The 13,347-nt window shown below is 69.3% G+C and carries 12 protein-coding genes; 4 read left to right on the top strand and 8 right to left on the bottom strand.

The window, feature by feature from the left end; translation table 11 throughout:
• Positions 1-21 precede the first annotated feature (21 nt).
• From OIB37_RS26790 to OIB37_RS26760, 7 genes are all read right to left on the bottom strand, one after another.
• Entirely contained in the window at positions 22-2,241 is a 2,220-nt protein-coding gene (locus OIB37_RS26790) for a protein kinase domain-containing protein (RefSeq protein ID WP_330460164.1), read from the bottom strand.
• 11 nt (positions 2,242-2,252) lie between these two features.
• On the bottom strand, positions 2,253-3,314 hold the full coding sequence (locus OIB37_RS26785; protein ID WP_330460163.1) for a serine/threonine protein kinase: 1,062 nt from the start codon (positions 3,312-3,314) through the stop codon (positions 2,253-2,255).
• 118 nt (positions 3,315-3,432) lie between these two features.
• Positions 3,433-3,735, bottom strand: coding sequence for a WXG100 family type VII secretion target (locus OIB37_RS26780; RefSeq protein ID WP_330460162.1), 303 nt, complete (start codon positions 3,733-3,735; stop codon positions 3,433-3,435).
• Between the two features lie 38 nt (positions 3,736-3,773).
• Complete coding sequence (locus tag OIB37_RS26775) at positions 3,774-4,112, bottom strand: WXG100 family type VII secretion target (RefSeq protein WP_443058287.1); 339 nt, start codon at positions 4,110-4,112, stop codon at positions 3,774-3,776.
• Positions 4,113-4,222: 110 nt separating this feature from the next.
• Positions 4,223-5,500 (bottom strand): S8 family serine peptidase, encoded by a 1,278-nt coding sequence (locus OIB37_RS26770; RefSeq protein ID WP_330460160.1) that lies wholly within the window; start codon positions 5,498-5,500, stop codon positions 4,223-4,225.
• 23 nt (positions 5,501-5,523) lie between these two features.
• Complete coding sequence (locus OIB37_RS26765) at positions 5,524-7,317, bottom strand: hypothetical protein (protein ID WP_330460159.1); 1,794 nt, start codon at positions 7,315-7,317, stop codon at positions 5,524-5,526.
• Positions 7,314-7,793, bottom strand: coding sequence for a hypothetical protein (locus OIB37_RS26760; RefSeq protein ID WP_330460158.1), 480 nt, complete (start codon positions 7,791-7,793; stop codon positions 7,314-7,316). Before OIB37_RS26760 ends, OIB37_RS26765 begins: the two co-directional genes overlap by 4 nt.
• A gap of 588 nt (positions 7,794-8,381) precedes the next feature.
• On the opposite strand from OIB37_RS26760, the gene OIB37_RS26755 reads away from it, so the two are divergent.
• Genes OIB37_RS26755 through OIB37_RS26740 form a run of 4 tightly spaced genes read left to right on the top strand, consistent with a single transcriptional unit; the run spans position 8,382 to position 11,992 of the window.
• Positions 8,382-8,861 carry a hypothetical protein gene (locus tag OIB37_RS26755; RefSeq protein WP_330460157.1) on the top strand — a complete coding sequence of 160 codons (480 nt, stop codon included), beginning with the start codon at positions 8,382-8,384 and terminating at the stop codon, positions 8,859-8,861.
• 10 nt (positions 8,862-8,871) lie between these two features.
• Positions 8,872-11,178 carry a DUF6571 family protein gene (locus OIB37_RS26750; RefSeq protein ID WP_330460156.1) on the top strand — a complete coding sequence of 769 codons (2,307 nt, stop codon included), beginning with the start codon at positions 8,872-8,874 and terminating at the stop codon, positions 11,176-11,178.
• Positions 11,175-11,714: a hypothetical protein gene (locus OIB37_RS26745; RefSeq protein ID WP_330460155.1), complete on the top strand. Its 540-nt coding sequence runs from the start codon at positions 11,175-11,177 to the stop codon at positions 11,712-11,714. Before OIB37_RS26750 ends, OIB37_RS26745 begins: the two co-directional genes overlap by 4 nt.
• A gap of 41 nt (positions 11,715-11,755) precedes the next feature.
• Positions 11,756-11,992, top strand: coding sequence for a hypothetical protein (locus OIB37_RS26740; RefSeq protein WP_330460154.1), 237 nt, complete (start codon positions 11,756-11,758; stop codon positions 11,990-11,992).
• Between the two features lie 78 nt (positions 11,993-12,070).
• Here the strand turns inward: OIB37_RS26740 and mycP are convergent, their stop codons facing one another.
• Complete coding sequence (gene mycP, locus OIB37_RS26735) at positions 12,071-13,339, bottom strand: type VII secretion-associated serine protease mycosin (protein ID WP_330460153.1); 1,269 nt, start codon at positions 13,337-13,339, stop codon at positions 12,071-12,073.
• Between the last annotated feature and the right edge of the window lie 8 nt (positions 13,340-13,347).

Raw genomic sequence — 13,347 nt, 5'->3', positions numbered from 1 at the left:
CTCTTCTCGTCACCGGGCGGCTCACTGCAGGGGGAAGGCCGCCAGGAAGCCGCCGCCCTGCGCGATGACCCTCTTGGCGTTCTCATGGGCGATGAAGCGGTTGCCGGTGGTCCGGTAGGAATGCGCCGGGGTGCGGGAGGAGAGTTCGACGGCCCAGAGTTTCGAGCCGCGCCGGCTGTACGCGTAGCCGGTGCCGATGACGGGCGCGCTGTTCAGGTCCGCGTTCTTGCCCTGGCCGCCCTTCTCCTCCCACTTGACCCGGCCGCTCACCGGGTCGAGGGCGACGAGCCCGAGCCCCTTCTCGACCGCGTAGAGAGTGCCGTCCTTCACCGCCGGCGGCCCGTAGGTCCGGCCCGGCCGGGCGGACTTGGAGTCCCAGGCCACCTTCCCGTCGTCGAGCCGCAGGGCCCGCAGCCGGCCGACGCCGGCGTACAGGTACCGCGCGTCGGTGGTCAGGGGCAGGCGTACCCGGTCGGCCTCGACCCCGTCGAGCGGCCGGTCCCAGCGGACGGCACCGGTGCGGGTGTCGCGTACGACGGCGTGCACGGTGCCGTCGTTGGCCTCCTGGAGTGTCACGAGGTGGGGTCCCACGACGTCGGCGGAGAGGAAGTAGAACCGCTCGGTTCCCGGGCGGCGCGCGGGCAGCGGTGTCTTCCACAGCAGCTTGCCGGTGGCGATGTCGACGGCGAGCAGGTACCAGGTCTGGGCGGCCGAGAAGGTGTTGTGGACGTACCGGCCGCGGCCGGCCGCCACATAGGCGACACCGTTCGCGGTGCACACCATCTGGTCCGGGAAGAGCTCGCCGTTGAAGTCGGACAGGTGGGCGAAGGGTTCCCGCATCTCGCCCTTGAGGGGGTCGAGGGACGTGATGAGCAGCGCCTCCCCGCCGGCGTCGCCGCGGTCCGCCGGATCGCCCGAGGACGTCAGCGCGACGAGACGCCGGCCGTCGGAGGCGATCTGCCAGGCCATGTCCATCCCGGACACCGTCCACGCGCGCTGCCCCGTCTGCGCCATGACCCCGGCCAGGTCACCGGTCACCGCCGTCACCAGGTTCGCCAGGACGTGCGGGTGCGAGGGCATGCTGCTCTCGAAGCGGTCCTGCTCGCCGATCTGGATCTGCCAGACGGAGTCCACCTCCGGCTTCGCCAGGAGGCTGTTGCTCGGCCCTGGTGTGGGCCGCGGTGCGGAGCCGCCGGTTCCCGCGGTCACGGCCCACGCCCCGGCCCCGGCGGCGGCCACTCCCAGTGCCGCACCCGAGGCGGTGAGCAGCACCCGTCGGCGCGACCAGCGCACGGGCACGGCCGTCGACGCCACGCCGGTCTGGTCGGGCTCGTCGGGCGGGGCCGGCAGCCGCTGCGGGGTGATCTGCCAGACCTCGGTGGCCCGCCGTCCGACGTCGGCCAGGAGCGCGGGCGGCAGATGATCGGCGAACTCGCCGGATCCGTCGTGGAGTTGTGCGGCCAGCTCGCCGGTCGTGGGACGCCGGAAGGGGTTCTTGTCCAGGCACCGGGCGAGGACGGGGCGGAGACCGTCGGGTACGCCGCTCAGGTCGGGTTCGGTGTACTGCACCCGGTAGAGCAGGTCGGCCGGCTGCCCGTGGCCGAAGGGCGGGTGCCCGGTTGCGGCGAACACCAGCACGCTGGCGAGGGCGAAGACATCGCCCGCCGCGCTGTGTTCCTGCCCGCTCGCCTGCTCCGGCGACATGAAGGCGGGGGTGCCTACGGCGACTCCGACACGGGTGAGACGGTCGTCCCCGGCCGCGCGGGCGATGCCGAAGTCGATGACCTTGGGCCCGTAGGCGGTGATGAGGATGTTGGACGGCTTGAGGTCGCGATGGACCACGTCGGACCCGTGCAGCTGGCCCAGCGCCCCGCACAGCGCCGCACCGAGCACCCGTACGGACCCCTCGGGAAGCGGACCGCACAGCTCGACGGCCTCGTCGAGGGGCGGCCCGAGCACGTACTCGGTGGCGAACCAGGGCGTGTCGGCCCGCGGGTCCGCGTCCACGACCCCCGCGCCGAACCGCTCCCCCACGACCCGGGCAGCGTCGGTCTCCAGCCGGAAGCGGGTACGGAAGGCCGGGTCGGAGGCGATGCGGGCGTGCATCGTCTTCAGCGCGACGGTACGGCCGCCTGCCGTGCGGGCGAGGTAGACGGTGCCCATGCCTCCGCTGCCGAGGCGGGCGACCGGCCAGTACGGGCCGATCGCCTGAGGGTCGTCGTGGGTGAGGGGGGAAGGCATGGGGGCGGTCGTCAGTTCCGGCTGAGGGACGGGTGGGCGGGAGGAGAAGCGGGCGCGGACGCGGACGCCAGTCCGGCGGGGATCTCCGCCATGAGGACGGCCGCCGACTGATGGGCGAGGGCGGCGATCACACGGCCGGGGAGCCATCCGGGGGCGAACGGGGGCGCGTTGCGGGGCGCGGGGGAGGTGCCGGCGGGGGGTGCATCGGTGGAATGTGCGCCGGTGGAAGGTACATCGCTGGAGGGCACGTTGCTGGATGGCGCGTCAGCGGAAGGGGCGCTCTCGGTCAACGCAACTATCAGCTCGGCGAGTTGGGGGCGGTTCCCCGGGTCACGCGAGAGGCATCGGGTGATGACCGTACGCAGGGCGGCCGGGAGTTCGTCGCGCTCCGGGGTCGTGTGGCCGGTCGCCGCGTAGGCGAGCGTCGCGCCGAGGGCGTACACGTCGCCGAGGGGGCGCGGGCGGCCTCCGGACGCCTGTTCCGGGGGCAGGCTGCCGGACTCCAGTCCCGGCAGTCCGGAGCGCGGGGTGCCGTCCGGCGCGGCGGCGCGTACGGCTCCGAAGCAGGAGAGGCGAGGGCCTTCGGCGGTGAGCAGGACGGCCGCGGGGGACACACCCGCGTACGTCAGGCCCTGCCCGTGGATGACGGCCAGGGTCTCCGCGAGGGCCACACCGACGGCACGCACCGTCCGCTCGGGCAACGGGCCGCCGTGCACGGCGAGGGCGGTCGGCAGCGGCAGGACGGGCAGGTACGGGCGACTGCACCAGGCGGCCTCGCCCGGGGCGGCCAGAGCGGTGACCGGGGCGGCACAGGGGCCGAGGAGGTAGCGGGAGGCTTCGGCTTCCGCCATGAAGCGCTGGGCGTCCGATCCCGGCCGGGGGAGGGAGAGCAGCACGGTGTACCGCCCGTCGGTGCTGCGGGCGATGTAGCGCCGCTCGGGGACCGGGAGCCTTGTGCGGGGATCGTCCAGCTCGGTGATGAGGCTGTAGGGCCCCACCCGTCGCCGCGTCCCGGCGGCTCCGCCCGGTCCTTCTCCGGTGGCCGCCTCCGGGCCACCTCCTGTGGCGTGCATTCCCCGTCCCGATTCGTCGTCTGCACTGTCCCGGCCTCCGGCACGGCAGAGGGTGGGCACCTCCCGTGCGTGCCCACCCCGCTACCGCGTCCTGCCGGTCAGCTCCGCTCGCGCGGTCTTACATGTAGTAGCTGGCGGCCTTGCGGTCGCCACCCTGGTAGTCGCCGCCGGCCGCGTGCACGACCTTGCCGATGGCCATGAGGGCCTCGTGGATGCCCTTGGCCTCGCGGTCCCAGGCAGCCTGCTGCTCGGCGTACGCGGAGTGGGCCTCGCCCTCCCACATGCTGGCGACGCCGGCGACCTTCTGCTTGATGGCCTCGAGGCTCTCCTCGAGACGCTTGGCGTGGTTCGCGAGCTGAGTGGCGGTCTCGTCGATACCGCTGTAAGTGACCTCGAGCTCGCCGCTGTTGTTGACGCCCATGTTTGCTCCGTTGCTGAGAAGTTGTGGCCTGGTGGGGATCAGTAGCTGGAGAGGGCGGAGTGCGAGCCGCCGAGGTCCACGTCGATGCCCTGGACCTGGGAGCGGACCTCGTCCTCCGTGCCGTCCTTGATCTTCCGGGTGTTCGTCATGGCCTCGATGAACTTGGCCAGGATGTTGCCGATGCGGACCATGCGCTCGTTGATCTCGGTCTGCTTGGTGTTGAACGCACCGGCGCCGATGCCCTTCCAGTGGCCCTCGAGGCTGTCGATGATGGCCTGGAGTTCCTTCAGCTGACCCTTGATGCCCTCGAAACGGTGCAGAAGCTCCTTTTCGAGGACGATAATGTCCTTGTCGCTTACCTTCTGGCGCTGCGCCATTTCCATGCCTTTCTCTGTGAACTGACCTTGCCTCGTGCCGAGTTCGACGTCGGCACCGGCGGCAAGCGGGCCCCGCTCGCTCGGCGAGCGAGCGGGTCTGGGGAAAGCGCTCAGGCGTTACGGCGTGCGCGCAGCACGGCGAAGCCGGCGCCTCCGGCGACCAGTACGGCTGCTGCGGCGCCGATGATCACCCAGGTCTGGGTGTTGTCACCGGAGTCGGACTTCTTGGCGGCTGCGGAGTTGGAGCTGCCCGAGGAACCGGCTTCCTTCGCGGGGCGGCCGGAGGAAGGAGAGGGGCTGCTCGGCGGAGTCGGGCTGCCCGAGGGGCCGTCGTAGTTCTCGTAGGCGAGCGGGTCTTCGTTCGCCGGCCCGGGGTTGATGTTCTTGGCGATGAGCACGCGCCGGGGGCGGACGATTCCGTAACCGAGGTAGTTACTGGGCTTGCTCTTCGGCCAGGAACGGCCGGCGGTGTCGATGAGGGACCGCAGGACCTGGTTGCCGGTCCAGTCGGGGTGCACGGACCAGACGAGGGCGGCGGAGGCGGAGGCGATGGCGGCGGCCTGGCTGGTCCCTCCGCTGTCGCAGTACTCGGTGAATGTGCTGTCACACCAAATGGGAAGGTCGACCCCTGGCGCCGCAAGGTCTACATCGTCACCATGGGTGGAGAATTTACCCACGGTTCCGTTTTTGTCGAGCGCCGCCACACCATTGGCGTACGGATAACTGGCCGGATATTCGGACTCGTTCTTCCCGCTCCCACCGTTGCCGACGGAAGCAAACATCAACTTCCCCTTGGATGCCGCATATTTCATGGCATCCTTCATCTCCGAATCAGGATATATCCCACCAAAGGACATATTGATGATCTTGGCGTCGGTGTCAGCGGCAGCACGTATCGCGTGGGCCTCGTCGGCCGTCTTGCTTTTTTCCTTGGCGTCCTTCAGTCCCCCGAGAGCGACACGAAAAGGAATGATCTTCGCGTCCGGAGCAACGCCCTTGATTCCTCCACCTGCTCCGGTACCCGCGATGAGTTCGGCCATGGAGGTGCCGTGCCCGTCGTAGTCCTGAGTGACGTGATACGCGACCGACGTCGGGACCTCGTCGACCAGCACCTGACCCTTGAGGGACGGAGTTTCCGGATTGACCCCGCTGTCGATCACGGCAACCTTCACCCCCTTGCCGGTGCTGATCTTCCACAGCTCCTGGGCGCGCATCGTGTCCAGGTACCACTGCTTCGACCGGATGTCGACGGCAGCGGCTTCGGGAGCCAGCGTCGCCGAGGTGATGACCAACGCGCCCAGTGCCGAACACACGGCACCCAGACGTCTCGCATTGCGCCTCGTCAGGCGGGCAGTGGTCGTGCCGCGCCGGCGGGTCCCTGGCTTCATGCCTGTCTAGTCCTCGTTAGTGTTCAGTCGCTCTTCTGGGGCGTCTCACGTCGCTGCTTGCGGGACGAACGGTGCTGTTCCTTCTCGGACGGTCCACCGGCACGACCGGTCCCACCTTCCGGGCCCTGCCGCTCCCCCACGACACCACGACCGCGCCCCCGGCCACCACTACCGACCGCCGGATCTTCGGGGGACGAGGCGGCACTGTTCTTATTACGAGGTGCGCCGACCACACCCTCGGGGTTGCCGGCCGAACGCAGGACCTGCCGCGCGGCGCCCGGTTCGGCCTTGGCGGCGGGAGCACCCACGACACCCCGCTGACCGAGAGCACCCCTCACCGGGGTGGAGGAGGCCTGTTCCTCGGCACCGACGACCGTGCCGCGCGGCATACGCGGGTTGGATCCGGCAGTGCCGGAGCGACCGGAGACCGGCTTGCCACCCACCACGCCATTGCGCACAGGACCACTGGAACCAGCGGTTCCGGTGCGCCCGCCCGGCGAGTTGGCCGGCCTCGGGGTACCGCCAGTGACAGCACGCCCCATGGGCGAACGGCCCGCCTCCGTGGCACCCCGCATACCCGGCTGACCGGTCGGCGTCGTGCGCCCTGCAGCACGCCCCGCCTGCCCCAAGGGGCCCTGCGTCGCACGACCGCCGGCCGTGGCACGCCCGGCCTGCCCTTCGGGCCCCTGCGGGACCCGTCCGCTCGCGGTACCGGACTGACCGGGACGGCCCTGCGTGGACAGGGGAAGCCGGCCGACCGGGCCGTAACCGCCGGAACGGCCGACGGGCGGGGCCATCGGCGGCGCCGACGGGCCGGTGATCAGGGGAGGTGTCTGCCCGCCGCCTCCACCCGTGGTGGGGAGAGTCGGCGTCGGCGTGCCATGCTGCGCGGGCGCCTGAGGGGGCAGCGTGTCCACCGTGTCGATCTTCGTGCCGACGTCGTCGCCGGGACGCGTGACGGGATCGTGCACATCATTGACGGGACGTACGTGCCCACCGACGTCGGTTCCGGTCGGGGCGGAAGAAGCGTGGTGCCCCGCCACATCCTCCTGGATCGCGGCGGTCCGCACCGGCGACGATCCCGAATCGTGCCTTCGGTATGCAGACTCGACATCCCGCGAACTCGGCTGAGGCACTCCGACATTGGGCATCGCCGACAGCGGATCCGGCTCCGGCTGCTTGTGCAGCTCCGTCGCCGACACCTGATAGAACGACGCCAGACGGTTCATCTGGTTGATCGCTTCTTGCCGGTTGTTCTCGACCTTCAGCGCGGCCGCGTAGTCAGGGTTGCCGTCGACCTGCTTGGTCTTGGGTAGTTCGGTGGGGAGCTTCTGGTCGGCATGCGGCCGGGTGTCCCGAGGTGGCATGGCGCTGCGCACGGAGGCCAGACCCGTGGCCGCCACGGACAGCTGGGTGGCCGCGTGGTCGGCGTAGCCCGCGAGCTGGTGGGTGTAGGTCAGGAGATTCTGGGTCCAGCCATGGAAGGCGGTGGCGCCCTCACCCTCCCAGTCGACACCGAGATGCTTCTCCAGGTCCACCGCGGCCCTGCGAATGGCGGTGCCGGCGTCCCACAGGGACTTGCCGGTCAGCTCGAGGTGATCGGGGTTGGCATGCTGGACCAGGTCGATCATCTCGTTGAGATCGTGGTCCTCGAAGTTCGTCGAGCCGAGGAGGTTGACACGGACACCACCGAAGAACGGCATGTGCGCCAGCACGTTCTGCGCGGTGGTGACAGGCGTGACCTTGCCGTCGACCTCTTGGCCGACCTGCTGCACATCGGACTTGTACTGAGGCTTCTTCTTCCAGTCGTCGCTCATGCCTGGTCCGCCCCCACCGTCTCGTTGTGGCCGCGCCCCGAGTCCGCCTTGCCGCCGTGGTCGCCCGTCTTGGCAACCTGGTCGTGCTCCCGCTGCTGCTTGACGGCCTGCTGATAATCGTCATCGAGCTGGTGCTGGATCTGCCAGAACCGGCGCCGCACCTCGTCCTCGGTCCCGTCGTAGGTGACATCGGCCGCGTGCGTGGCGAGCTTCAGGGCCTCGATGTGCAGGCCCAGCGTTTTCGAGAGGTGAATGAGGCGCTCATGCACGTGCTCGTATTGCGTGTGCAGATTGCCGGCCTCGTCGAACTGGGCATTCACACCACCGAACGACGTACGGCCGAGCGCCTGTTCCTCGATCTTGGACGGGCTGCCGGGAGAACCCTCGAAGTCGCCCAGCGCCTTGTCGATCTGGTCCTTGAACGCCGACAGCGCGTCGACTCCGCGCCTCACGTCCGAGCCGCCACCGTCACCCACTGCGACCCCTTCCCCGTTTCCCCGTTTGTACAACTTTTGACGGCCCAGGCGGCGCGCACCGCACACCCGTACCTTCATCGACCACTGTAGTCACTGTGTAAATCGCGGCCAACTGAACTCTGCGACGGTTCAGTTGCGATGCCGTCCCGAAGCGGTCGGTCACAAGACCCCAAAAACCCGCAATCGGTATGGAGTAGACAGAGGGATCCCGACATCACCGCAGAAGATTCACATCCGCCCTGTGGCCGGGTCCACTCGATCCGGTCACGGGTGAACTTTGCAACCACAAAACCTCACCCTGCGGAGGTCACGCCGCCTTGTCGAACAGTTCGACCAGGTCAGGATCGACGCGCAGGGCGGGGACGCAGGACTCTCGTGGCGACGGGACGGACGTGCCCCACTCGCCTGCGGAAGCGGGCGCCGCCCGTCTCCTCGGAACCTTCACGCGCGGCGGACATCACACCTTGACGGTGACGGAGATTTCACGCGGGCCCCGTTGCTAACTTGACGGCACACCGGAACGTCGGCACCGCCCCGCGTCTCTCGACGGGAAGACCGACGGGGGTCACAGGGGAAGGGGTCCACCCGATGGCATGGGACGAGTGGGAACAGCTCAAGGCTCAGGCCGCCGAGCGGCCGTCGACCCACACGCGCCTCAATCAGCTGGCACCGGACGGTGGTGGCGGGGGCGGGGGAACCGGCGACCTGGTGGTGTACCAGGACGACCTGGGTGCGGTCGGGCACGAGGCCCACCTCCTGTACGACGACGTACGGAGCCAGGCCGACATCGCCGGGGCCGGGGCCGGCAGCGGAGGAGCCGGCTCGACGGCGCAGGCGGCGTCCGCCCTGAAGTCGCACGGCTTCCAGACGGGGGGCGCCCTGGAGACGACCGTCGAGATCTGGACGTCGCAGGTCAAGTCCGTCCTCCAGGCCTGTGCGCACATCTCCGACCACCTGGACTTCACGAAGAAGCTGCACGCGGAGGACGACGCGAAGATCGGGACCGTCCTGCGCGGCAGTGACGGATCCACCGTGTCGGTGTCCCAGCTCAACGAGTACTTCAAGTAGGGGAACTCCAGTGGCTCTCACGTTCACGGACCTCGTCGAGGTCGACCTCGGCAAGCTCGCCACCGCCGTGGCGGACTGGAAGAAGACCGTCGACGGTCTCGCGAAGTCGGCCGAGAACGCGCGCAAGGGGATGCGGGCGAAGTCGGACTCGGCCCACTGGGCCGGTGTCAACGCGACGGTGACGCGGGAGTTCATCACCAAGACGACCAAGGAGATCTCGGATCTCCACGTCGAGGCGAACAGCATCTACCAGGTCCTCGACGACGGGCACACCGAACTCGAGGCCCTGCAGAAACAGATCAAGAAGGCGGTCGAGACCGATGCCCCGCATCTGGGGATCCGTGTCGAGGACATCGGCGGCGGAAAGGTCCGCTGCTTCTTCCCCCACGTCCGTGGTGACACCGACGAGCGCACTCCGGAGCAGCTCGACGCCAGGCAGGAGCTGGAGGGCCGGATCAACCGGCTGCTCGCCCACGCCGAGGAGATCGACGCCTCTGTCGCCCGCGCCCTGGCGAAGAGCCACGGCAAGGACGGCCACGACGCAGGGCACAGCGCGTACGGGTCCCTGAACGACGCCGAGGCCGAGCGCGCCGTCGAACTGGCCCGCAAGGGGACCAAGATGTCCGACGCGGAGCTGCGCGAGCTGAACCAGCTGCTGCGGTTCAACTCCGCGGAGAAGGACGGGGAGTTCGCGACCGAGTTCTACCAAGGTCTCGGCGGCCCCGACAAAGCCCTTAAGTTCTACGCCCAGATGTCACTCGACGGCACCAGCGGCCACGTGTCCGCGATGCGTCTCGACGAGGTACGGGACCTGCAGAAGGTCATGGGGTACACGCTCGCCAACGCGACGGACCCGGACCACACCCATCACCTGGCCGACAGCTGGGGCACGGAGTTCCGGCGCCTCGGCACCCAGCAGATCGGCTGGGAGCGGGGCCAGATGGACAAGCCGTTCGGCTACCAGGTGCTCGGTGGCCTTCTCCGTTACGGCAATTACGACCCGCGGTTCCTCACGCCCATCGCGGAGCACATCACCCAGGTCCACAAGGAGAACCCGCACTTCTTCGCCCCGGGTGGCCATGCCGACAACCCGGACCTCTACGGCTACAACCCTTCGGGCAAGCTCGGCACCGGCAACGACCCGCTGAACAGCGTCCTGGAGGCGCTGGGGCACAGTCCGGAGGCCTCGGAGAAGTTCTTCACCCAGCCGCCGACCGCCTACAACGAGGACGGCACGGTGAAGCAGGGGGGCGACCCCGGTTTCACGTCGTACCTCGACGTGTTCACCGACAAGGACTTCGAGTGGACCGTCGACACGAACGACACGAACATCATGGTCGACGAGGACAAGACGCAGAGGGCCCTCGGCTTCGGACCCCAGGCCCTCGGCCACGCCCTGGAGTCGGCGACCAGCGGGCGACCGTACGACTCCGACGCGACGGCCGACGCCATCAGGCACACCGAGGCTCGTGCGCACCTGGTGAGCCAGATCGTGGACAAGTTCGGTGAACACCCCGAACTCATCAGGCACAACGAGAACGGGGATCTGGACGAGGAGAGCGGCCCCCTGTACGCCCTTCGCGGGAGCCTCGGAGACATCACCGCCGAGTACATGGGCGACTTCCAGCAGGCCATGTACCAGGAGGACCCTCACAGCGGCCTCTTCCCGACATTCGGCGCCGCTGCCGACCTCGACTCGAATCATGTCTCCCGTTTCCTGGGCGAAGTCGGCCAGGACCCCGACGCCTATTCGTCCATCACGACCGCGCAGCAGGCCTACACGAGCGACGTCGTGGACCACGTCATCAACGACCCGAGCCATTCGACGGCGTCCCTGGACGGGCGTGTGGGTGCCGCGGTGGCCCCCGGTTCGGCGATCGCCGGCATCATGAGCGACGCCAGGGCCCATGCGATCCACCACTACCACGTCGCTTCCGACACGGAGTTCAACGAAGCCGCCGCCGAGAAGCAGAAGTGGGTGAACCGCGTCCTGGGCATGGGGCTCGAGAAGGCGGCCGAGCGGGTTCCCATCGCCGGCGCCCCTCTGGAATGGGCTTCGGAGGACATCCAGGAGTCCATCATGAAGAGCATCGAGCAGGACACGTCGGACGAAGCAGACACAGAAGCCGGCCAGGAGTACACGGCGGGACGGAACGCGGCCCTGAATTCAGCCGCCGCTGCCGTCGACCACGCCCTGGCGAAGAACGACACCATCAATGCCGATACTGCCGAGGATCTGCGGAGAGCGGCGCGCACGTCTGCCGGCCACAGCCACTCGGACGGGGCCCAGTGGAAATCGGAGAGTGGCAAGAATTGAAGTCCGCATCCCACGCCCTGCGCGCCGCGTCGCTCGTCCTCGCCGGACTGGTGGCGGCCGGCTGCTCCACGAACGAGCCGAAGCGGGAGTTCAAGGTCCCGCAGGCGTTGTGCGGAACACCCGTCCCGGCCGACGCGCTCTCCCGCCTCCTGCCGGAGTCCGGCAAGCGCCTCACGGCTCAGCACACCGGCAGCCTGACCGACGGTTCCGCTCTGTGTGACGTCAAGGTCGACGGCGACACGGTACTGATGATCAGCAGCGAGCGGATCGACGCCGGTGACTCGGCCCGCCACATCCTGCAGAGCCGCCTCTCGATCCAGCAGCAGAAGTCCGCGGAGGACGGCTCCATCGCCTACGCCGACCGTGCTGCCGTGTCGCTGGTGAAATGCCGCGGAGCGGATGTCGAGAAGGAGGACATCAGCACGCTCGTCAAGCTGCTGGATCCGGCGCGGAAAAATGAATCCGCCGTGAAGAGCATGATTGACGGCTACACGACGTCGCTGAAGGATCAACACCCCTGCCGGCCGACGTCCTGAACCCATATCCAGAATTCCACCCGCCCACGGCGGAACTCACGGTGGCGGACGCCAATCCCCAACTGGGTCCGGCCGAACCGTCCCCCGACGGAACCTTCCTGCACAGCGGGACGGGTGCCGTGATGCGCGTCAAGGGCTGCGCGCATCCCGGCCGGCCCGGGTGGGTGCCGTACGTCTCCCTGCGTGTGCGCGCCTCGGACCTCGGAGATGCCACCGCGATGAGGAAGTTGGCCACCGCGTACTCCCGTGCCCTGGGGAACAGCGGTGAGTGCGCGTAGGCCGCGTGTGGCCGATGGCTGTTGAATCTGCCGTCCAGCGGGGCGTGAAGGCGACGGAGGTCGTCGTCTTCGGTGGGGTCAGGCTCGGGCTTCCAGTCCTCGGCGCCTCCTGCGCGCGTCACGCAGGGCCACCGCGCCGCCGCTCAGGCCCGCCACCAGGACTCCGACGCCGATGGCCGCGTACGTGGCGATGCGGGCGTTGCGTTCCTCGGGGGTCTCGCCGAGGGTGAGGCGGGCGGGGGTGGGGGCCTCCGCGTGGGCGAGGCCCGCGTCGGGGTGGGGGGACTCGATGGGGTGATCGTCCTCGGTGAGGGCGCGGACCGGGTCCACCACTCCCCAGCCGACGAGCCGGTCGTGCCCCGTGATGGAACGCTCCGCCGTCTGCTCGATCTGTGCCACGACCTCGCGGGCGGTCCAGTCGGAGTGCTTGGCCTTGATGAGCGCGGCGACGCCGGCCACGTAGGGGGCCGAGAAACTCGTGCCGTTGTCGGAGCAGTGGCCGCCCTTGGGAACCGTGGAGATCATGTCGACGCCGGGGGCCGCGACGCCCACGAAGTCGCCCGACTGGGAGAACGCCGCCCGCTCGTTGTTGCGGTCGGAGGCCGCAACGGCGAGGACACCGGCGTACGACGCCGGGTAGGTCTTCTTGTCGTTGCCGCCCAGGCCGTCGTTGCCCGCGGAGGCGACGACGACGATCTGCTGCGCGAGGGCCTCGTCGACCGCCCGGTGCAGGTCCTCCGTCGGGGCCGCGGCGTTCGCGGTGTCCTGGGAGATGTTGATGACCTGGACCTTGGCCTTGATCGCGTGCCGGACGGCGGCGGCGAGGGAGTCGGCCGTGCCGTGGCCCTCCGCGTCGTTCTGTTTGATGGGGACGATCGTGGCCTGGGGCGCCAGGCCGACGAAGCCGGTGCCCTTCATCGGGCGGGCGGCGATGATGCCGGCCACGCGTGTGCCGTGGCCGACGGTGTCCGTGGTGGCCTTGGACTTGGCTCCGTCGACCGGCTGGCCCTTGTCGTCCTTGGGGGGCAGCAGGTTGACGCCCAGGGCGCCGTCCACCGCGTGGGTGAGCTGTGGGTTGGCCGTGTCGACGCCTGTGTCGATGACGGCCACCTTGACGTTCCTGCCCTTCGACTGGCTCCACAGCTCGTCGAGCATGACCCGCTGCAGGGCCCAGGGCGTCCCGGCGTACTTGTGGTTCGTCCGGGAGAACGTGCACTGGTCGGATCCGGAGTCGGCGGCCGCGACGGGCGCCGTCAGCAGGGTGCCGGCGGCGGCCGTGGCCAGCGCCGCCGCCAGGGTCGTACGCGTGCGGAGCCGGGGGTGCGGGGTGATGCGGCTGGAGGTCATCGGCGTGC

The organism is Streptomyces sp. NBC_00820, assembly GCF_036347055.1.
In the GTDB taxonomy this organism is placed as follows: domain Bacteria; phylum Actinomycetota; class Actinomycetes; order Streptomycetales; family Streptomycetaceae; genus Streptomyces.
This window is presented reverse-complemented; position numbering and strand designations above follow the sequence as displayed.